This window comes from Bartonella sp. ML69XJBT (genome assembly GCF_028618515.1).
In the GTDB taxonomy this organism is placed as follows: domain Bacteria; phylum Pseudomonadota; class Alphaproteobacteria; order Rhizobiales; family Rhizobiaceae; genus Bartonella.
Map to the genome: position 1 here is coordinate 101,368 of NZ_JAQITB010000003.1, position 22,267 is coordinate 123,634.

The 22,267-nt window shown below is 37.6% G+C and carries 19 protein-coding genes and 1 pseudogene; 19 read left to right on the forward strand and 1 reads right to left on the reverse strand.

What is annotated here, in order from left to right; all coding sequences use genetic code 11:
- The first annotated feature begins 86 nt into the window (after positions 1 to 86).
- From PVV68_RS01830 to PVV68_RS01845, 4 genes are all read left to right on the forward strand, one after another.
- Entirely contained in the window at positions 87 to 659 is a 573-nt protein-coding gene (locus tag PVV68_RS01830; protein WP_273782594.1) for a cytochrome c family protein, read from the forward strand.
- Positions 660 to 1,610: 951 nt separating this feature from the next.
- Positions 1,611 to 2,675 (forward strand): ThiF family adenylyltransferase, encoded by a 1,065-nt coding sequence (locus tag PVV68_RS01835; RefSeq protein WP_273720076.1) that lies wholly within the window; start codon positions 1,611 to 1,613, stop codon positions 2,673 to 2,675.
- Positions 2,672 to 3,907, forward strand: a complete 1,236-nt coding sequence (locus PVV68_RS01840) for an MFS transporter (protein WP_273720078.1) — start codon at positions 2,672 to 2,674, stop codon at positions 3,905 to 3,907. Before PVV68_RS01835 ends, PVV68_RS01840 begins: the two co-directional genes overlap by 4 nt.
- 523 nt (positions 3,908 to 4,430) lie before the next feature.
- Positions 4,431 to 4,601 (forward strand): hypothetical protein, encoded by a 171-nt coding sequence (locus PVV68_RS01845; RefSeq protein ID WP_273720080.1) that lies wholly within the window; start codon positions 4,431 to 4,433, stop codon positions 4,599 to 4,601.
- Positions 4,602 to 4,798: 197 nt separating this feature from the next.
- Here PVV68_RS01845 and PVV68_RS01850 read toward each other — a convergent pair whose 3' ends face one another.
- The gene (locus tag PVV68_RS01850; protein ID WP_273720081.1) at positions 4,799 to 5,575 is read right to left on the reverse strand and encodes a molybdopterin-synthase adenylyltransferase MoeB; all 777 of its coding nucleotides are present in this window, start codon (positions 5,573 to 5,575) and stop codon (positions 4,799 to 4,801) included.
- 85 nt (positions 5,576 to 5,660) lie between these two features.
- Here PVV68_RS01850 and gshB point away from each other — a divergent pair, with 85 nt between their 5' ends.
- The 15 genes and pseudogenes from gshB (at position 5,661) to PVV68_RS01925 (ending at position 21,974) form a co-directional block, all read left to right on the forward strand.
- Complete coding sequence (gene gshB, locus PVV68_RS01855) at positions 5,661 to 6,599, forward strand: glutathione synthase (protein WP_273720083.1); 939 nt, start codon at positions 5,661 to 5,663, stop codon at positions 6,597 to 6,599.
- Positions 6,600 to 6,749: 150 nt separating this feature from the next.
- Positions 6,750 to 7,796: a PstS family phosphate ABC transporter substrate-binding protein gene (locus tag PVV68_RS01860; RefSeq protein WP_273720085.1), complete on the forward strand. Its 1,047-nt coding sequence runs from the start codon at positions 6,750 to 6,752 to the stop codon at positions 7,794 to 7,796.
- A gap of 63 nt (positions 7,797 to 7,859) precedes the next feature.
- The gene (gene pstC, locus PVV68_RS01865) at positions 7,860 to 9,320 is read left to right on the forward strand and encodes a phosphate ABC transporter permease subunit PstC (protein ID WP_273720087.1); all 1,461 of its coding nucleotides are present in this window, start codon (positions 7,860 to 7,862) and stop codon (positions 9,318 to 9,320) included.
- On the forward strand, positions 9,317 to 10,609 hold the full coding sequence (pstA, locus tag PVV68_RS01870) for a phosphate ABC transporter permease PstA (RefSeq protein ID WP_273720089.1): 1,293 nt from the start codon (positions 9,317 to 9,319) through the stop codon (positions 10,607 to 10,609). The genes pstC and pstA overlap by 4 nt, the downstream gene beginning before the upstream one ends.
- 74 nt (positions 10,610 to 10,683) lie before the next feature.
- On the forward strand, positions 10,684 to 11,442 hold the full coding sequence (gene pstB, locus PVV68_RS01875; RefSeq protein ID WP_273720091.1) for a phosphate ABC transporter ATP-binding protein PstB: 759 nt from the start codon (positions 10,684 to 10,686) through the stop codon (positions 11,440 to 11,442).
- 21 nt (positions 11,443 to 11,463) lie between these two features.
- A complete protein-coding gene (gene phoU, locus PVV68_RS01880; protein ID WP_273720092.1) occupies positions 11,464 to 12,186 on the forward strand; it encodes a phosphate signaling complex protein PhoU in 723 nt (240 codons plus the stop codon).
- Positions 12,187 to 12,721: 535 nt separating this feature from the next.
- Positions 12,722 to 13,567, forward strand: a complete 846-nt coding sequence (locus PVV68_RS01885) for a cell wall hydrolase (protein WP_273720093.1) — start codon at positions 12,722 to 12,724, stop codon at positions 13,565 to 13,567.
- Positions 13,568 to 13,595: 28 nt separating this feature from the next.
- Positions 13,596 to 14,843: an aminopeptidase gene (locus PVV68_RS01890; protein ID WP_273720094.1), complete on the forward strand. Its 1,248-nt coding sequence runs from the start codon at positions 13,596 to 13,598 to the stop codon at positions 14,841 to 14,843.
- A gap of 52 nt (positions 14,844 to 14,895) precedes the next feature.
- Positions 14,896 to 15,771: a bifunctional DNA-formamidopyrimidine glycosylase/DNA-(apurinic or apyrimidinic site) lyase gene (gene mutM / locus PVV68_RS01895; RefSeq protein ID WP_273720096.1), complete on the forward strand. Its 876-nt coding sequence runs from the start codon at positions 14,896 to 14,898 to the stop codon at positions 15,769 to 15,771.
- A 72-nt stretch (positions 15,772 to 15,843) separates the two neighbouring features.
- Positions 15,844 to 17,238 carry a dipeptidase gene (locus tag PVV68_RS01900; RefSeq protein WP_273782595.1) on the forward strand — a complete coding sequence of 465 codons (1,395 nt, stop codon included), beginning with the start codon at positions 15,844 to 15,846 and terminating at the stop codon, positions 17,236 to 17,238.
- Positions 17,231 to 17,383 (forward strand): annotated as a pseudogene (locus PVV68_RS01905) (ribonuclease D); the annotation flags it as partial. The gene PVV68_RS01900 and the pseudogene PVV68_RS01905, both read left to right, overlap by 8 nt.
- Positions 17,384 to 17,608: 225 nt before the next feature.
- Entirely contained in the window at positions 17,609 to 19,003 is a 1,395-nt protein-coding gene (locus PVV68_RS01910; protein ID WP_273782597.1) for a dipeptidase, read from the forward strand.
- Positions 18,996 to 19,616, forward strand: coding sequence for a ribonuclease D (locus PVV68_RS01915; protein WP_273720100.1), 621 nt, complete (start codon positions 18,996 to 18,998; stop codon positions 19,614 to 19,616). The genes PVV68_RS01910 and PVV68_RS01915 overlap by 8 nt, the downstream gene beginning before the upstream one ends.
- Positions 19,617 to 20,432: 816 nt before the next feature.
- The gene (locus PVV68_RS01920; protein ID WP_273720102.1) at positions 20,433 to 20,744 is read left to right on the forward strand and encodes a hypothetical protein; all 312 of its coding nucleotides are present in this window, start codon (positions 20,433 to 20,435) and stop codon (positions 20,742 to 20,744) included.
- A gap of 396 nt (positions 20,745 to 21,140) precedes the next feature.
- A complete protein-coding gene (locus PVV68_RS01925; protein WP_273720103.1) occupies positions 21,141 to 21,974 on the forward strand; it encodes an outer membrane protein in 834 nt (277 codons plus the stop codon).
- Positions 21,975 to 22,267: the final 293 nt, after the last annotated feature.

Here is a 22,267-nt window from a genome sequence, read left to right on the forward strand (position 1 = left end):
CATTGTGACGTATTTATAATGTTGTATGTTATAAGGAAAGAGCTTAAACTAGGAATGGTAATGAAAAGATGAACGTTTAAGTTTTTATGAATCGCTCAACAGTTGTTTATTTTGTGGTTTCTTGCCTCTTTGTCTTGATTGTTTTGCTGGGAATTTCCACACTTAGCGATATAGTCTATGATAACTCTCCATCGGTTCAACATTCTTATACGGTAACAAAAATTGATACATCCAAGGGAAAACAACAGGTATCGAGTCCTTCTTTATCATTAAATGAGCGTCTTCAACGGGGTAATCTTGAAAATGGGCGTAAAATTTTTCGCCAATGTGCTATATGCCATATCTCGGGACGCAATGAAGCTGGTCGTGTTGGTCCAGTTCTTTGGGACATAGTGAATCGTCCTTTAGCCGCGTCACCAAGCTTTGCTTATTCACGGGCATTGCGTGCAAATTCTCATCAAAGGTGGGATTTTACAAATTTAGATCGTTATCTACAATCACCACGTAGAGCATTTCCAGGAACAACGATGTCTTTTCGTGGGATAAAAAATGATCAAGATCGTGCAGATCTTTTGCTTTATTTACGCAGTTTATCTGATAACCCCATTCCTTTACCAATGGATAATAAAGAAGACAAACAAGATCAGACCAAAGATTAAGCTATTTCAGAAGTAAATCATTTTAGAAAGAGACGTGATTGATTTTTAGATTTTTATTTTTTTTGAGTATTCCGATGTGCTTTTAATCCACTCAATTCATCTGCCTTTATTGCATAGTGGAATCCGCTACATAAGAATTATGCAGATATTTATCCTTAACGCATTGGTTTATTATTAGCATGCGATAGTTTTTTATTATAAAAATATTCCATTAATACTTTAAGATTTATGCGGTTAATGATGCTGAAAAAAGCAATTTAATTTTTCAGATTACATCGTCTCGTTAACATGTTTTTATTCTTAAGAGTAAAAACATGTTACTTAAATTTTATCCATTAAAGAAGTGGGAGTGCATTGAATTTAATAGCACTTGGAAATTGGGCATGAGTGACAAATATTTTTCCATTTCCATTTCTTTTTCCTCTCTTGTTAGTAATAAAACAAAATATGCCCATAAGTGTGTTGGATAAAAATAATTAGCAAATTAGAAAACACAAACACTAAAAAACTCCCTTGAGAGTTTTTTTTGAAAACAAAATTGATATCATCTCTATATTAGCCCCTATCAAAGGGAGTAAATAAATATTTTAAAGGGTAAATCATTTGAATTTTGTTAAAGTTAGCAATAAATTATTCTAGGAATAAAGCGTGATAAGAACACGTTTTGCTTATCTTTCGAATATAAAAGAGAGTTCTAATTATGTATTGTTTCTTTTCTATTTTTGAAGGAGTTTCATGAATATTTTATAAAATTATTCACTCTCTGTCATAAAAGTGTACTGACAATTAATATTTTTTTATAGACAATTGGAAAATAACAAAAGAGATTAAGGGGAGGGTGTTATGGATCATATATTTTGTAACTAATGAATAATTTAAAAGAATTCTTTTTCCTGTGACAATTTCTCAGGGAAGAGTTTGTTTTGATGAGTACATGTGGGGGGAGAATGTATGGAACAGCAATATATTTTGGGAAAATACACCCGTGTTGTTGTTCGTGAAGAGGATGCCATTTTTGGTGCGGGCTCAAAACAATTTATTATCAAGGAGAGAAAATACTGGGAAAATTTAGTACTTATCGCAGCGCAGTGGATTGAGAAAAAGACGGTGGAAGAAGCTTACACTGCGCTATCATCCATCATGTTGAGAGAAGACTTTAACCACGCATTTGACTTTCTTTTTTCTAACCACTTTCTTGTTTTGGCTAAGACATCGGACAACATCTTCAAGAATCGATATTCAAGGAATCATCTCCATTATCAAAGTTATGGTATGGATCCAGAAACCATTCAATATACCCTTTCACAAAAAATGGTGGTCATTTTAGGGTGTGGTGGGATTGGTAGTCATGTATCAGCGATACTTGCATCCTCTGGCGTGGGAAAATTAATTCTTGTCGACAATGATGTGATCGAAATAAGTAACCTTACCAGACAAATTCTTTTTACTGAACAAGATGTTGGACTTCCTAAGACCACTGTTCTTCGGCGTGAATTATTGCAGAGAAACAGTGAGAGTGAAGTTACTGAGCTACAAATGTCAATAATGGACAAAACGGATATCAACAAATTACCCAAAGCTGATTTATGGATTATTTCTGCTGACACACCTGATCAGTTGATGCCATGGGTAAATGAGTGGTGTGTAAAGAATCAACAAGCTTATATAAATTCTGGGTATGTCAATGATATAGCTGCGTTTGGACCTTTTTACATACCAGGAAAAACTGGTTGCTATGCATGTGGTTCATCCATAGGAAATCTTCCTCCAAAAAGTGACGGTTTACTCTATGAGGCTTGCGCTGCTATTAATCATAATTTTAAAGTTGCAACGTTTTCTCCCGTGAATGCTCTTTCAGCTGCTATGTGTGCTAACGATGCTCTTAAATTTTTAGGTAATTATGGTGATCTCCTTTCCACGGATCGTCGTATAGGAATATGGAGTAGCAAGCTTTTCACAGAAGAGCGCTCCTTTAAAAAGATCCCCCACTGCAAAGTTTGTGGAACAAAACAATGAACAGATCTCGAACGCTTGCAGTAACCTACGGATCTTATCACGCGGTACGGATGTTAATCGGTGTTTATCATGCTATTTTTCTCATGTCTATGGGGGTTACTCTATCCCAATTGGCTTTACTTCAAGTCGCCTTTTCGGTAACCGTTTTACTTCTTGATTTTCCTTGTGCTGTTTTCGCTGACAGATATCGGCGTAAATATTCAGTAACGGTTGGGTTTTTTATGACGGGATTGTTTTATCTTCTCTGTCTTCAAGCCCCTAATATGATAGCGCTTATCATTGCACAAATCCTCTATGCAGCAGGAATTTGCCTCATTGCTAGCGCCATTGATGGATGGATTTATCATTTTCTAGGGCATCAACAAGATCGCTTTTCGTATTATGCACATCTCTCTCACCAGATAAACTCTTTCGGTAGCATTATCAGTGGTATCATAGGAATTGCAACGATCTATTATTCTAGGCAATATTTTATGGGGTATATTATCTCAGGCATCATGATGGGGGTAATTTTCTTTATATTTCTTATTGTTCCTGAAGAAAAAACATCTGTGAATGAAGGGACAAAAACAAAGACGATCTTGCAAAATGCTAAGGAAACGCTCTGGGTATTTAAAAACACCGTGGGTGGAGCATGGTTTATTTTGCTAATGTGTCTGTTCAGTGCTGGTATTCAGATTATTTATCACTTCTGGCAGCCAATAATACTCTCTGGTGGAAAGATTAGCCACCTCAACACTTCGCAAATGTTGACACTTATGTTTTGCCATATTGGAGCTTTCTCAGCGCAATATTTTTCTAATTTACTGATGTCTAAGTATCACGTACTTGATAAAAAATATAAGGATTATATGAAATATTTTTCATTTTTCTCTGCCCTTATGTGTATTGCTCTTTATTTTTTTGTCCATAGCAATCAAACCGTTCTAGCAATTATCGCCTTTTCTTTAATTCATGGATTTATTTGCACTGTACCGATAGGAGCAAAGAGTCTGTTTTTCTCAGAGCTTACCCAAAAACAAACTGGGCATATTTCTGGTATTATTGGTGCTGTATCTTTCAGTGGAAGAATATTTTCAATAACGGTGTTAAGCGCTATTTCATTTCTTCCTGCAAAAATTTCACCGTCTTGTTATCTTGTACTACCGACTTTAACTTTTTTCCTATGTGGTTTGGTCACCATCAGGTGGATGTCGCTCTCTGGTAAATCTATTTTGAAAAAAACAATATGACAAATACAGTTGAAAAATATTTGCTTCTGAAGTTTTGGAGATCAGAAAAATAATCAGGATTTATTTTACGAATGAAACAGGAAAATTTGTCGCCAGAAATTTTTCTATGATGTAAATTACTGAATACAGTGCACTGAAATCATATAGAATTCTGTATGGCTGAATTTGCTTTATTTCATCAAACACGGTTTCTAAGATTTCTCTAAAAAACTGCAACTTTACTTTCATTCTAGAGTATAGAGAAAAGAACTTTAACAGAAGTTGTGAGGATATGAAAAAAAAGAGATTATTGATATATTGACGCTTTGCATGAGATTTACCTCGTTCTTTTTCTCTGCTATGTTATCCCCATGAGTTTTCTCGTAGACAGAGAAAGCGCATCGCTTTTACATATGCAGTTATCCTTAAACTACGTTTTATCATGCTTGATGAACCTACGGCTTCTCTTGATGTAAGTGTGCAGCACAGATTATTGACCTTTTGCGTCATCTACAACCAAAATATCATTTTTGGGTATCTGTTCATGAGTCGTGATTTGAAAGTCATTAAAGCGCTTTCACGTGAAGTGATTGTGAAGCGTAATGGAGAAATGGTTGAATATGGTTCTGCTGATCGTATTTTTTCTTATCCCCAAAAATTTTTATACGAAAGTCTGATGACAGCAGCATTCTTTTTAGATTTTTGTTACCTATAGGAATGAGTATTATACGGACCATCCATTCTAGAAAAGATTTGTCTTAATCAATAATTCGCCAATATTTATGATCAGTTTAATAGCTTCTGTAGCGTTTTGGTGATTTGCAGTAAAAGATTGGTGTTTTCGGCTTCAGGAGATTTTGTAAGAATGTTACAAGTTTGTGGATTAGAAAAGAGCACATTTTCCTAAAATTCTTAAGGCGCATGGATATTTTTATTAGAATTTGACCGTTTATAGGTAATGACATTAAATTGCGCTGATAATCCATTATAGAAGAGAATTTTACCTACTAATGGTTCGCCAATATTTGTGATTAGTTTAATGGCTTCCATGGCTTGTAGTGTTCCGATCACTCCAGGTAAAATGCCGATGATTCCAATTTCAGCACATGTTGGGACAACACCAGGGGCGGGCGGACTGGGGAATAAGTCGCGATAGTGAGGATTATGGTCTTTATAAGGCATAAGGACTGTCAGTGAGCCGCTAAAACGTTCTACAGCACCACTTATTAAGGGTTTTTTACAGTGAGCAGCGTGATCAGCAAGCAAATAACGTGTGGTAAAATTATCACATCCATCAATAATAATGTGGTAGGCGTTGATCAGTTTATCCACATTACTTTTATCCAAGTGGATATTATGTTTTTCAACGCTAACATGGGGGTTTATGTCTTTGATAAAAGCAGTGGCGCTCTCCGTTTTACGTTGATGAATTGTGTTGGTTTTATGAATCACTTGGCGTTGTAAATTGGAAAGCGAAACGATATCATCATCAACAATTCCAAGAGTACCAACGCCTGCGGCAGCTAAATAGGTTAAGATAGGGGAGCCAAGACCGCCAGCACCAACAACAAGAACACGTGCGGCTTTAAGCTTTTGTTGTCCCGCTCCACCAATTTCAGGCAGAATGATGTGACGTGCATAGCGTTCAATTTCTTCACTGCTTAATTTTGTGTCAGTGTCTTGTATCATAGGCTTTCCCTCGTCATAGTTCTCTTTATGTACGGAATTTATAGCGCATAGACCAGTCTGTTTTTAGTATAAGGAGCTTTTATTTATGAAAATCGCCATTCAGATGGATCATATTTCAACCATTCAGATTCAAGGGGACACAACATTCGCACTTGCTTTAGCAGCGCAAGAACGCGGACACTCTCTTTTTCATTATACACCAGATCGTTTATCTATGCGCGATGGTTGTGTGATTGCATGGCTGGAATCATTAATGGTACGTGATGAAGAAGGGAATCATTATCAATTAGGCAAGCCATGTCGTACGCAATTGAGCGATATGGATGTGATTCTTTTACGGCAGGATCCTCCCTTTGATCTTAATTATATTACGACAACGCATTTGTTAGAACGCATTCATCCTCAGACTCTTGTTGTGAATGATCCAGCATGGGTGCGCAATAGTCCAGAAAAGATTTTTGTCACGGAATTTCCTGATTTGATGCCAGAAACTTTAATTACAAAAGATATTGAAGAAATAATGACTTTTAGAGCCACATTTGGTGATATTATTGTGAAACCACTTTATGGTAATGGGGGGGCTGGTGTTTTTCATTTAAAACAGGATGATCGCAATTTAGCATCGCTTTTGGAAATGTTTGCACAAATTTATCGCGAACCTTTTATTGTTCAGCGTTATTTAAATGCAGTGCGCAAAGGCGATAAACGAATTATTTTGCTTGAGGGTACCCCTGTTGGAGCGATCAATCGGATAGCTGCAGAAATGGATGTTCGCTCGAATATGCATGTTGGGGGGTGTGCAGAAAATATTGATTTAACAAAACGTGATTATGAGATTTGTCAACGTATTGGTCCAGCTTTAAAGGAACGTGGTCTTTTTTTTGTGGGAATTGATGTGATTGGAGATAATATAACAGAAATCAATGTAACATCTCCTACTGGAATTCGTGAAATAAAACGCTTTGGTGGGACAGATATTGCTCATCTTTTTTGGGATGTTGTTGAGGAGAAATGTTCAAGTTAAATTTATTTGAACACAGAGTTCAAACATGATTTTTTCAGAAAAAATCATTAATGTTACTTTTTATATTTGTTCTGCTACAAATATGAACTAGAATTAAAATTGTCATGTACTGCAAAAAAAAGAATTTGATTCACATTAAGGAGTTTATAGATGAGCAAATTATTATCAGTTGGGGTGGGACTGATTTTCGCGATATTGTTATCAGTGAATGTTAGCAACGCACGTGATCAAATTCAGATGACAGGTTCATCGACAGTTTTACCTTATCAAAAGATCGTTGCTGAGGCATTTGGAGAAATGTATCCTCATTTTAAAGTTCCTGTTATCGAATCGGGTGGAACAGGAGCTGGTATTAAGGAATTTTGTCGTGGCATTGGGGAGAATGCTATTGATATTGTGAATGCTTCTCGAGCAATGAAGTCTAGTGAATTAAAGTCTTGTTTTGATGCTGGCGTAAAAGATGTTGAAGAGATACGCATTGGATATGATGGCATTGTTTTTGCAACAGATATCAATGGTCCTGATTGGAAATTACAACCAGTAGATGTTTATAGGGCACTTGCTGCTCGAATTATGAAAGACGGAAAATTGCAACCCAATAACGTTTTAAAATGGAGCGAAATCAATGGTGCTCTTCCTGATTGGGCAATAGCAGCTTATATCCCTGGAGAGAAGCATGGAACGCGTGAAGTTTTTGAAGAAAAACTATTAAAAGCGGGTTGTAAAGAGAGTGGAGCAGTGGATGTGATGAAGTCTTTGGGGATGGATGAGAAGGCAATACATGCTGCGTGTGTTGCTGTGCGTAAGGATGGTAAAGCTATTGATATTGATGGCGATTATTCTGAAACATTCGCGCGTCTCACTTCTAATAAATCAGGAGTTGGCGTTTTTGGTTTATCTTTTTATCAAAATAATGCTGATAAGCTAAAAGTCGCAGATATTAATGGTGTTGCGCCAACCGTTGAAACAATTTCTAGTGGTCAATATCCCGTTTCTCGTCCCCTTTTTTTCTATGTTAAGAAAGCGCATTTAGGTATTATTCCAGGATTACGGGAATATATTGATTTTTTTCTTTCTGATCAAATGATTGGTCCAGATAGTCCTTTAGCTGAATATGGTTTGATTGTGGCTTCTGAAAAGGAGCGTCAAGCGCAGCGTTCTGCTTTTTCTGCTGGTAGAGTGATGACATTGGAATAATTTTTTGGATTTGCTAGTGTAGACGTTGTCTGTGCTGCTTTTTTACAAAAATTGAAAGACAATATGCACATTTCCGTTATTATTTTTCTGTTATTGCTTCTTGGTTTTTTTGGATTTTGTATTTCTTATATGCGGGCACGCACTTTGGAATATACGCAATGCAAGATGCATTCTCGTGTGTATTATTACGGTTGGTGGACGTTTTTAATGACGGTTATTCCACCGCTTGTTTTTTTACTTTTTTGGGAGAGTGGGAGTGCAATTTATTTAGAGTATAGTGCCTCTCGAGAGATTGGGACATATAGTGCGCATATAACAGGGCTTATAAATCACGACCTACTTTGGGGAACGCTTCGAAATTTGGTCAAAATGCTTCACCACTTTGAGGGAGATCTTGCTAATACTTCATATGAAGAAGTGCGTGCACAATTATTAGTGAAAGGATTGATTTTACCTTATGAAGCATCAGATGATGTGTTAAGGATAGCACAGTCATGGATATCTTCTTCTAGAAAGCTCCAGTTTATTGGTCATATTTTTCTTTTTGTCGTTGCATTCTTTGGTTTTATTTGCGGACTTATGCAAGTTGCTCCCCATCGGCGTGCGCGCAATAAGGTTGAATGTTTGATTGTTATGGGATTGGTTTGTGCATCTATTGTTGCGGTTTTGACGACAGTAGCCATTGCACTTTCTATGTTCTTTCAAACGATAAGCTTTTTTCAGTCTGTATCCTTTTCAAATTTCTTTTTTGGAACCGTTTGGGATCCGCGTTTTTCAGCGAGTGGTTCAGGGGATGGTGTGGGGCAATTTGGTTTAATACCATTGCTTGCTGGCACGCTTTATATAGCATTTGTAGCAATGCTTTTTGCTGTGCCAATAGGATTATTTTCAGCCCTCTATATGGCCGAATATGCTTCGTCTCGCTTACGTTCAATAGTGAAACCATTGCTAGAAGTTCTTGCTGGTATTCCCACCATTGTTTATGGTTTTTTTGCTTTGAAGGTTGTTGGTCCATTTTTACGTGATCTTTCTATTTCTCTCTCTGATGGTTCTGGTTTTATTATGGCTCAAAGTGTTTTGACCGCTGGAGTTGTGATGGGAATAATGTTGATACCTTTTGTTTCTTCCTTATCAGATGATGTTATTACAGCTGTTCCACGTATTTTGCGGGAAGGCTCTTATGGTTTAGGAGCAACGCAATCGGAAACGATTAAAAAAGTCGTGATACCAGCAGCGCTTCCAGGAATAATGGGAGCAATTTTATTGACAGCATCCCGTGCCATTGGAGAAACGATGATTGTGGTTTTGGCGGCAGGTGTTGCAGCGAATTTAACACTGAATCCATTCCAAGCAATGACTACAATGACGGTAAAAATTGTAAATCAATTGACAGGTGATTTTGAGTTTAATTCCCCCCAAACTCTTGTTGCTTTTGCTTTAGGGATGACACTCTTTGTTATGACTCTTTTGATGAATATTCTTGCTCTTTATATCGTACGTAAATATCGGGAACAATATGAATGAATGAAGATTTTCTTTTTCCTCGTCGCAATATTGGACTCAAACGTCGATATTGGGCTGAACGTCGTTTCCGCGCGTATGGTATGATTGCTATTTTTATTGGTCTCTTTTTTTTATTTGCCCTTTTATGGTCTATCATCAGTCAGGGTTATACAGCTTTTTTTCACAGTGAAATGACATTATCAATTTATTTGGATGAGAAGATTATTGATCCAAGTGGTTTGCGTGCAAAAAATCCGCAGGTTCTTATAACTGCCAATTATCCTCTTCTTGTACGCAATGCTTTGGTAAAAAAGCTTGGTATAGATCAAAATGATCGAGCATCATTGCGGGATGTTAACCGGATGTTTTCAAGTGGTGTGCGTGTTCAACTGCGTGAAATGGTGACCAAGAATCCAAAGCTCATTGGTACAATACAAAAAATCAAAGTCTTAGTGGCAGCGGATATTGACTCTGCTTATAAAGGGCAAATTAATTTACATGTCGCAGAAAAAAATCGCAAGGTTTCTAATCGCCAAGTACAATGGATGAAACGCTTAGCGCATGATGGCACACTTTATAAAACATTTAATTTTGGTTTTTTTACCTTTGGTGCTTCAAGTCGTCCTGAAACTGCGGGCTTAGGCGTTGCGATTATCGGCTCTTTTTACATGATAGCGATAGTTTTAGCGATTTCACTTCCCATAGGGATAGCAACTGCTGTTTATTTGGAAGAATATGCACGCAAAAATAAGTTTACAGATTTTATTGAAGTGAATATCAATAATCTTGCTGCGGTTCCTTCAATTGTTTTTGGTCTGTTAGGACTTGCGGTGTTTGTTAACTTTTTGGGGCTACCGCGTTCAGCCTCTTTGGTTGGTGGGCTTGTTTTAGCTCTTATGACGCTTCCTACAATTATTATTGCAACACGTTCTGCTTTGCGTGCTGTTCCTCTTTCTATTCGCGCTGCCGCTTTAGGGTTAGGAGCATCAAAAACACAAGTGGTTTTTCATCATGTTGTTCCCTTAGCTGCTCCTGGTATTTTGACTGGTACGATTATTGGTGTAGCTCAGGCTTTAGGTGAGACAGCTCCATTACTTTTGATTGGTATGGTTGCTTTTGTGGTCAATATTCCTACCACCCCTATGGATCCGGCAACAGCTTTGCCTGTGCAGATTTTCATGTGGGCAGGTGAAGCAGAGCGTGCTTTTGTTGAAAAGACTTCTGGTGCTATTATCGTATTAATGACTTTTCTTGCGGTCATGAACATTTCGGCGTTTTTTTTACGTCGACGATTTGAACGGCGCCAGTAATTTAGATAAAAGCTGATTTCGATAAAGCAGTAACAGAGATAGGATTTATATTTTAAACTAAGGTAAATTTTGTAATGAAAATTAAGATGCGTGGTCAAGATGTAAAGGTTTTTTATGGAGGAAAAGAGGCGCTTCATGGTATTACGCTTGATATTCCTGAACATCAAGTTACAGCTTTGATAGGGCCTTCAGGTTGCGGAAAGTCAACTTTTTTGCGTTGTTTTAATCGTATGAATGACACGATTGAAAGCGCTAAAATAACGGGTCTTATTACCTTAGATGGAGAAAATATTTATGACTCACGGATTGATGTTGTAGAATTGCGCGCCCGTGTAGGGATGGTTTTTCAAAAACCTAGCCCTTTTCCCAAATCGATATTTGAGAATGTTGCCTATGGTCCACGCATTCACGGTTTAGTCAAATCGCGTGGCGAATTGCATGATGTGGTTGAAAAGAGTTTAAGGCAGGCGGGTTTATTTGAAGAAGTAAAAGATCGCCTTCATGAACTTGGAACAAGTTTATCAGGAGGACAGCAACAGCGTTTGTGTATTGCACGTGCCATTGCTGTTAGTCCTGAAGTTATTTTGATGGATGAGCCCTGTTCGGCTCTTGATCCAATTGCGACAGCACGTATTGAAGAGCTCATCGATGCATTACGACAAAATTATACAATTGTTATTGTGACACATTCGATGCAGCAGGCAGCACGTGTTTCTCAATATACAGCGATGTTTCATTTAGGGCATTTGGTAGAAGTTGGTGCAACTGAAATGATCTTCACTTCACCAAAAGAACAACGTACGCAAGATTATATCACGGGGCGTTTTGGATAGGTGAATTGAGGAGAATAAGATATGTCTATGAACCATACTGTCCGTTCTTATGATGCAGAACTCAAATATTTGAAAGCAAGGATTACAGAAATGGGGAATCATGCAGAAAACATGATCGAACGTTCTGTTGCATCGATTGTGTGTCGTGATCTTCAACTTGCGACGGCAGTTATTGCTGATGATTTATTTTTGGATGAAGCAGAACGTGATATTGATGAGAAAGCGATTACCATTATTTGCAAACGCCAACCTATGGCTGTTGATCTGCGTGAAATTATTGGTGCCATTCGTATTTCTTCTGATCTTGAGCGGATTGGGGATATGGCCAAAAATGTTGCTAAGCGAACGGTTGCGCTTTCAGAAACGCGTCAACCTGCAGCTTTTTACCATGGGCTTGAAACGATTACAGCGTTAGCACTCAATCAGTTAAAAGAAGTGTTGAGTGCTTATAGGAGCCGTTTATTGGAACGTGTTGATGCCGTACGTGAGCGTGATGGTAAAATTGATGCTCTGTATACTTCTCTTTTTCGGGAGCTTCTGTCGTATATGATGGAAGATATGCGTAATATTACGGTTTGTACGCACTTACTTTTTTGTTTAAAAAATATTGAAAGAATTGGTGACCATGTTACCAATATTGCAGAGATGCTACATTATATTATAACAGGTCATCATATGTCTTCTGAACGCCCTCGCGATGATCTTACCTATAAAGTTGGGGTAGGTGAGCAAAAGATAGATTAACATTTTTCTTGAAGATACGAAGTATTGATCGCCTTTTTACAATACAGTTGTAAGCGGAATATGCTAGAGAATATTATGGGTAACGACAAAGAAGCCGCTAAAAAGTTTTTCAAGCTAATATCACGGATTTTAAATTCTTAATTTGACAGATTTGGGTATTGGGTAGTATCATTGTCCTTAATTTAGCTGGAGGGGGTATTCGTGTTGTCTTTTCGATGTTAATATAGATAGTTTTAATATTCCAATCTTTCTTTTATGGAGAATTGTTGGAGAGTTTCCGATTGTGCATTATTTTATTGCGATTTTAAAGTGTAAGAATTGATACTGTGTGGTTATATTCATTTTATGAAGAACAGCAGTATTTATCTGTAAATTAAGTTTTTTTATTTTTTATTGAGCATAAATGCCTTTTAGTTACTCCTTGTATTAAAATTTTACTAAGTTGTAACAATTAACCGTATACTTTCTTTGAAGGTACATTTAGAACACATTCAGATTTTAAATACTTCAAAGAGTTGGGGATCTGTTGTATAAGATGAAAAAGAATTTTTTGACTGTTTTTTTTAGTTGTTTTTTAGCGCCGTTTGTTATTGTTGGGTGTGCTTCAAATCATTTTAGTGTTGGAAATGTAAATGATGATAAGAAGACAGTAATGTATCCATTGACTGAGCGCCAATGTTTGATGCGTGCAATGTATTTTGAATCAAACCGTACCAGCCGAGAAGGAATGATTGCTGTTGGCACTGTTGTCATGAATCGTGTTAATTCAAGCGCTTATCCAAAAACGATTTGTGGTGTTGTTGGTCAGTACAAGCAGTTTGCTCCTGGCGTTTTAACACGTCCTATGCTGGAGCCTTCATCTGTGAACCGTGTTAGAGAGGCAGCAGATGCTGTTTTGCGCGGCGAACGGGATAAGAAACTTAAAAATGCTAAATTTTTTCATACCGCAGGTTTATCTTTTCCTTATAAAAACATGTACTATGTTCGTGTTGCAGGGGGAAATGCTTTTTATGAAAAGCGTTCACGTGATGGATCTCTTCAAGTTCCTACGAATGATCGTCCCTATGATGTTGCTTATGCTTTTTCTCAAGAACGCTCAAGAAATACACCGAGTTCCATGGATGCAAGTTTAGCAAATAAAGGAATAAAAACAGAGAAAAAACAAAATACATCTCCTTTAGTAGAAGTAGCGCAAGCAAAAGAGGTGCATCCTACATCTTTTTTTGTCGTACAAGTTGATAAAGTTCCCATTCCCACATCAGCGCCTCATCGTATAGAGAAGGAAGATGAAAGCAAAACAATAGCGGCTTATACTATGCCTTCATCGGATCAGTTAAATGCAATCGTTGCAATGTTAGAAAAACAGTACAGAATCCGGTAATTTTTTACAACTAAGAAGGGTATTGGTAATGTACTTTGATATTCATGAGACAATCTCACCTGAAATGCTTAATCGTCTTGCAGAAGTTACGGTAAAAGTTGGGCTAAATTTACAAGAGGGACAAGATCTTATTTTAACTGCTCCAGTTTCAGCATTACCTCTTGTTCGGCGTATCGCATATCATGCTTATAAGGTTGGTGCTGGTGTGATTACACCACTTTTTAGTGACGATATGTTATCGCTGACACGTTTTGAAAATGCCCATACGGCTAGTTTTGATTGTGCACCTTCTTGGCTGTATGAGGGAATGGCGAAGGCTTTTGAAAATGGAGCAGCGCGTTTAGCGATTGTTGGTGATAATCCTTTGCTGCTTTCCAATCAAGATTTTGATAAGGTTGCACGTTTAAATAAAGCCACATCAATAGCGTACCAGCCGGCTCTTAACCAAATATCAAATTTTGCTATGAATTGGTCCATTGTTTCTTATCCAACAACTGGGTGGGCTGAGGTGATGTTTCCCTCTCTGCCACTCCATGAAGCGATTAAAAAATTAGCTGATGCAATTTTTTCTGCTTCACGCATTACAGAAGAAGACCCAATAGAGGCATGGGCTGTCCATAATGCAACTTTAAAGGAACGTTCATCTTGGCTTAATGGACAGCGTTTTTCTGCCTTGCACTTTACGGGACCAGGGACTGATTTAATGCTTGGTTTGGCGGATGATCATGAATGGCAAGGTGGTGCATCCGTTGCTAAAAATGGTGTTGTCTGCAATCCTAATATTCCAACAGAAGAAGTATTCACCACTCCTCATGCTCATAGGGTTGAAGGTTTTGTTCGTTCAACGAAGCCTCTTTCTTATCAAGGAGCACTGATTGATAATATTGAAGTACGGTTTGAAGCAGGGCGTATTGTTGATGCACGTGCGTCAACAGGGCAGGAAGTTTTGCAACGGGTTTTACAAAGTGATGAGGGGGCAAGTCGATTGGGCGAAGTTGCTCTTGTTCCACATTCTTCCCCAATTTCCAAAAGCGATCTGCTTTTTTATAATACGTTATTTGATGAAAATGCTGCATGTCATATTGCTTTAGGGCAGTGTTATTCGAAGTGTTTTTTGGATGGAGCATCATTGACGGCAGAGGAAATTGCGGCACGTGGTGGTAATAAAAGTGTCATTCATATTGACTGGATGATTGGATCTGGTGAAATTGACATTGATGGTATTACACAAGATGGTATAAGAGTTCCTGTATTTCGTAAGGGTGAATGGGCTTAAAATTTTATTTTTTCAATAGCATTGCTGGAAAATATATAATATTAAAAAATAAATGCCTGAACTCCCTGAAGTAGAAACTGTTCGTCGTGGACTTGAGCCAGTTGTGACTGGCGCAAAGATACTATCTGTCACGCTTTATCGGAGAGATTTACGTTTTCCTTTCCCTGAGGCGTTTTCTGAGCGGCTTGTTGGTCAGACAATTATAGAGCTTGGCCGGCGTGCAAAATATTTATTGTTTTATCTTTCAAAAAATGAAACGATTTTAAGCCATTTAGGAATGTCAGGATCATGGCGCATAGAAGATGATCTTTTAAAAGAAGCATCTTCTACGATAAAGAAATTTGTTAAGCATGATCACTTTGTTATGGATATTCAGGCAAAGGATGGCAAAATTTATCATCTTACTTATAATGATGTGCGTCGTTTTGGGTTTATGCTTTTAGTAGATACAAGTAAGCTTTACGAACATCCCCTTTTAAAAAAGTTAGGGATCGAGCCTATAAGTAATGCGTTTTCTGGTCGTTATCTACAAAAGGTTTTCGTTAATAAAAAAATATCCCTTAAGGGAGTTTTGCTTGATCAGTCTATTATTGCGGGTCTTGGGAACATTTATGTTTGCGAAGCACTTTGGCGTAGTCGCTTGTCTCCACAACGCGGCGCATATACATTAGCGTTGAAAACGATACGTGCACGTGAATATGCAGATTCTTTAGCGCAGAATATACGGAATGTCATTTCTGAAGCCATTTTGTCTGGTGGATCTTCTTTACGTGATTATACGCATGTAGATGGCTCCCTTGGTTATTTTCAACATGCTTTTTCAGTTTATGGACGAGAAGGTAAGGAGTGTTTGCAATGTGGAGCACCTATTATGCGTATTTTACAGTTGGGGCGTTCAAGTTTTTATTGTTCACAGTGCCAAAAATGAATAAGATCCTTTGCAAAATTCTATAAGAGGATTAAAGTCGTACCTCTAATTATATGAGTTGGGAGGCTTTTTATGTTGAATAAAGTATTAACACATCTTGATGAAAATATAGACAAAAGCCTTGAACGCCTTTTTTCTTTTTTACGTTTTCAATCGATTTCAACAGATTCGGCTTATAAGGATGAATGTCGTCAAGCAGCTGATTGGTTAGTAGAGGATTTAAAAAGTATAGGGTTTGAGGCTTCACGGCGTGATACACCAGGTCATCCAATAGTTGTTGGGCACCATCCAGGACCTTCAGATGATTGCTTGCATGTATTATTTTACGGACATTATGATGTTCAACCTGTTGACCCACTGAATTTATGGGAAGATGATCCATTTACACCTTCTTTAAAAGAGAGAGATGGAGAAAAAGTCATTTGTGCTCGTGGAGCTTCAGATGACAAAGGACAGCTCATGACGTTTATTGAAGCATGTCGTGCGTTTAAGAAAGAAACGGGACAGCTTCCTGTTAAAGTTACTATTTTATGTGAAGGAGAAGAAGAAAGTTCTTCTCCTTCTCTTATTCCATTTTTGAAAGCAAATAAGGATGAGCTTAAGGCTGATTGCGCATTGGTTTGTGACACGGCGATGTGGGATGCAGATACACCATCTGTTTGTATTGCTCTTCGCGGAATGATGTCAGAAGAGATTATTATCACGGCAGCTAATCGTGATTTGCATTCTGGTGCTTTTGGGGGAGTAGCTGCTAATCCCATTCGTATTTTAGCTAAAATTTTAGCAGGACTTCATGATGAAAATAATAGGGTGTCACTCCCTGGTTTTTATGATGGGGTAGAAGAAACACCTCCACATCTTTTGCAAGCATGGGATGCACTAAATTGCACGGCTGAGAATGTTCTTGGTCCTATAGGACTTTCTATTCCTTCTGGTGAAAAAGGGCGAAGCATTTTAGAGCTTATGTGGGCGCGTCCTACAGCAGAAATTAATGGTATTAGTGGAGGCTATGAGGGAGAAGGGATGAAAACGGTTATTGCTTCTCAAGCGAGCGCAAAAGTATCATGTCGTTTAGTCCATAAGCAAGATCCAGAGAAAATACGCCAAGCTTTACGTGATTATGTACGCAGCTCAATTCCTGCTGACTGTACAGTTGAATTTAAGAATCATGGTTCTTCTTCGGCAATTCAACTCTCCTATGATTCTCCTTTTATCGAAGTAGCAAAGGGTGCGTTATCACAAGAGTGGGGATTACCTGCTGTATTAGCAGCTATGGGTGGTTCGATTCCAGTTGTAGCAGACTTTCAATCAATTCTTGATATGGAGACTGTTTTGGTTGGTTTTGCACTGACTGAGGACCGTATGCATTCGCCTAATGAAAAATATAATCTCAAATCGTTTCATAAAGGGCAGCGGTCTTGGGCACGTATTCTTGTCTCTTTAGCAAATAGGAGGGTAAATGGCTGAGATTCGCGTTCATCAAGGTGATTTACCAAACTTAGACAATTATCAGATTAATGCCGTTGCCATTGATACTGAGACTTTAGGACTACAACCATATCATAATCGTTTATGTGTTATTCACTTTTCTTCGGGGGATGGTACTGCTGATAAAAGATATATTTGAAAAACGCTTACTGTGTGAAGAACGAGAATATATTGCGAAGGCATGCTTTCAATTTCTGTCTATAAGGGCTGGACTTGATTTTTTGAGATTGCAGAGGGTGAGATCTTCTTTTTATTGTTCATAGTGCTAAAAATGAATAAGATCCCTTGCAAAATCCTGCAAGAGGCTTAAAGTCATGTCTTAATTATATAAGGATTGGGAGGCTTTTTTATGTTGAATAAAGTATTAACACATCTTGATGAAAATATAGACAAAAGCCTTGAACGCCTTTTTTCTTTTTTACGTTTTCAATCGATTTCAACAGATTCGGCTTATAAGGATGAATGTCGTCAAGCAGCTGATTGGTTAGTAGAGGATTTAAAAAGTATAGGGTTTGAGGCTTCACGGCGTGATACACCAGGTCATCCAATAGTTGTTGGACACCATCCAGGACCTTCAGATGATTGCTTGCATGTATTATTTTATGGACATTATGATGTTCAACCTGTTGACCCACTGAATTTATGGGAAGATGATCCATTTACACCTTCTTTAAAAGAGAGAGATGGAGAGAAAGTCATTTGTGCTCGTGGAGCTTCGGATGACAAAGGACAGCTCATGACGTTTATTGAAGCATGTCGTGCGTTTAAGAAAGAAACGGGACAGCTTCCTGTTAAAGTTACTATTTTATGTGAAGGAGAAGAAGAAACAGCCTCCCCTTCTCTTGTTCCATTTTTGAAAGCAAATAAGGATGAGCTTAAGGCTGATTGCGCATTGGTTTGCGACACATCTATGTGGGATGTCAATACACCATCTATTGCCCTTTCTCTTCGGGGAATTATGGCGGAAGAAATTATTATCACAGCAGCTAATCGTGATTTGCATTCTGGTTATTTTGGGGGAGTAGCAGCCAATCCCATTCGTATCTTAGCTAAAATTTTAGCAGGACTTCATGATGAAAATAATAGGGTGACACTTCCTCGTTTTTATGATGGGGTAGAAGAAACATCTCCACATCTTTTGCAAGCATGGAATGCACTAAATTGCACGGCTGAAAATTTTCTTGGTCCTGTAGGCCTTTCTATTCCTTCTGGTGAAAAAGGGCGGAGTATTTTAGAACTTATGTGGGCGCGTCCTACAGCAGAAATTAATGGTATTAGTGGAGGCTATGAGGGAGAAGGGATGAAAACGGTTATTGCTTCTCAAGCGAGCGCAAAAGTATCATGTCGTTTAGTCCATAAGCAAGATCCAGAGAAAATACGCCAAGCTTTACGTGATTATGTACGCAGTTCAATTCCTGCTGACTGTACAGTTGAATTTAAGGATCATGGTTCTTCTCCGGCTCTTCAGCTTTCCGATGATTCGTCTTTTATCCAGGCAGCAAAGGATGCGTTATCACAAGAGTGGGAATTTCCTACTGTATTAGCAGCTATGGGTGGTTCGATTCCAATTGTAGCAGACTTTCAATCAATTCTTGATATGGAGACTGTTTTGGTTGGTTTTGCACTGGCAGATGACTGTATTCATTCACCTAATGAAAAATATAATCTCAAATCGTTTCATAAAGGGCAGCGGTCTTGGGCGCGTATTCTTGCAACTTTAGCAAATAGGAGGGTAAATGGCTGAGATTCGTGTTCATCAAGGTGATTTACCAAACTTAGACAATTATCAGATTAATGCCGTTGCTATTGATACTGAGACTTTAGGACTACAACCATATCGTGATCGTTTATGTGTCGTTCAGCTTTCTTCGGGGGATGGTACTGCTGATGTGATACAGATTGCTAAGGGGCAAAAGAGCGCGCCTAATTTGGTTAAGTTGCTTGAAGATAAGGCAATTACAAAAATATTTCATTTCGGTCGTTTTGATCTTTCTATTTTAGCACATACATTTGGCGTAATGCCAGATGTCGTTTTTTGTACAAAAATTGCTTCAAAACTCACGCGTACTTATACAGATCGTCATGGATTAAAGGAAATTTGTGGTGAATTGCTGAATGTAAATATTTCTAAACAACAGCAATCTTCGGATTGGGCTGCTGAGACTTTATCACGTGCGCAAATTGAATATGCAGCCTCAGATGTTTTATATTTGCATCGTTTAAAAGATATATTTGAAGAACGCTTAAAGCGTGAAGAACGAGAACATGTTGCAAAGGCGTGTTTTGAATTTTTGCCTATGAGAGCAAAACTTGATCTTTTGGGATGGGCGGAGGTTGATATTTTCGCGCATAGCTGACTTTAAAATTACCTTTTAAAACCAAGGTAAGAAAAATGATTTAATACAGCAGAACAAAATACCCATGGTGTATGGGTATTTTGTTCTTTTTTCTATTTTGATGAGAGTATTTAATGACAGAACTCTTAGTTTAGTGTGTGTGTTATTCAATTTAAAGATCGCAAAATAAATATTTATAAAGATGTGCTTTTTTATATTTCTCACCGCTTTTATTTGCAAAAAACAGACAGTTTTTTAAGAAACTATCAGATAAGAGTGATAGGTTTACGGAAGAATTGCCATATCATTGTTACTTCAAGATATCGATTTATAAAGACAATTTATCTTTTTTCTTATTAAATGAGAGCTTTGAATAACGTAAGCTTTTCTCATTTCATACTTATTTACGGTAAAAATGATGAAAATTATTCGCTTATGCTTCATCAGTATAGTTTTAAAACTATTGGAGAAAGAAGTGAACATGCTTCTTATGAGTTCTTTCAAGTTCCAAGAGCTGAGATAATGTTTTAAGCCAGCAAATAGAATGATTTTGCCATCGTGCTATTATATATTGATTACCTTGAGCGATAGAGGATAAGGCAAATCTCTGCTAGAGAAGTGAAAGCGTAAACAGTTGTGTCGTTGATTTTATACCTAAGAGTGCATTATGTTTTTATTTATTAAAAAGTAAGTGATTTTTATGTCAGCATAGTTTACCAATTTCTATTTATTTTAAAATCACAGTATTCAAAACCTCATTTTTCTATGGAAATTTGCAATGAAGGCACTATGTAAAATCCATTATGGATATTATTTATATGAAAAGGATCTATGAACATGAAATATTTTATTACAGCTTTGGCCACTTTTTTTTCAATCTCTATAGCACAGGGAGCGAGTTTGTTAACTTCGCAACTAGGACAGGGAATATCTTCCACTGTTTCTCCTGAAAATCTTTTTTTGCAGAAACAACCGAACGGTATGTTATCTAAACTTTCGCAAACAAAATTTTCTCATTTTAATGATAACCAACGGGAAGCAGTTGTTGAATTGGTAGCTGTATCATCTTCTGGTAAAAGAAGAGGACGTTGGCCCAAACACCCAAGACCGCGTCCACGTCTATTTAATGGTCCTATGAGTTATAAATAAGTGCAGCAATAACGTTAAGATAAGAGATGTGTTGGCGAAGTCTAGAGAGGGGCTAGACAAAGGGGACTGAAAGCAGTGATTGTTGTCCGTGCAGTTGTCATGCCGATTTCTAAAAGCACAAATCGCTGCAGAGAGTCATGCGATAAAGCGAAGGAGAGTATTTATACCTTTAAAAGGATTATACCAAATGTGTGTTTACATAGTATAAAATAAAGAAGAGCACTGAATTTGGTAAGAGAAATATTCTGACGTTGCCAGAGCTTACATTCCATATCAAATGACTAAGGGGAAGAGAATTTTGTTTTTTTTATGAGTGTATCATTTTTACTACAGATATCCAGAGTTGGGGCTCTATATGAGACAAGGTGTTCAAATATTCAGCTATGGAGAGAAATTATGAATATGAAATGGTTAATAACAGCCTCTGCTTTCGCCTTTGTTTCAGTTTCAGCGGCGCATGCAGCAGATGTTGTTATGCCCCCCAGTCCTACACCTGTTGCACCAGTTATTGTAAATCCATCTTTTTCTTGGACAGGTTTTTATATTGGTGGTCAGATTGGCGGCTTTTCAAGTAAAACGAAGATGGACATCCTTACTAATGGAAAAACTATTCCTGTACATGACGACTATTTGCCTAAACTCTCTGGGTTTATGGGTGGTCTTTATGCAGGTTCGAATGTCGATCTCGGCAATGGCCTTATTTTAGGTGTGGATACAGATATCATTTGGACTGATAAAAATGATACGAAGACCATACAAGCATACGATATTGTTCCAAATCACGTGGCTTATGTTAATAAGATAGTGAAAGATGCTGGTATTAATATTGGTGAGAATAAAATTGAGGCTGGTGATAAGCGATCTCATAGTTTCACTTTTAAAGAAAAGTGGGCTGGTGCTACGCGAGTACGGATTGGTTTTGCTGCTGAACGTATTATGCCTTATGTTGCTGGTGGGATTGCCTATACACAGCTGCAAGATATCGCGTCGATATCAATAACCAAAAAGGGTTCAGGAAAAGTAATAGGTTCTGGTAACTTCTCTGATGAAACAAAGACGATGGTTGGTTATACTCTTGGCGCTGGTGTTGATTTTGCAATGACCAATAATGTTATCGTCCGTGCGGAATATCGTTATTCAGATTTTGGTAAAAAGAAATTCTCAAACGATGAGTATGAAACTTCTTACAAAACCAATGATTTCCGTGTTGGTGTCGCTTACAAATTTTAACCTATCGGTAAGCGAAGTCACTAAAAGACATAGGTTAATACCATAGTCTCATAGAGAAATTCTGTTTTTAGTTATGATTTGGTAATTTTACTGTGTTTATATTGTCACATTCCACATATTATTTGTATATGTGGAATGTTGATACATGCAGAGCATAGTAAACGGAAATTCATCAACAACAGATGATGATTTACTTATAGTATCAATGGGTTATAGTGATATGTAACATGCCATTTTCACGTAAAATCAAGTTATGAAGAGGTCTCGTTTTTTAACGGGACCTCTATTTTGTA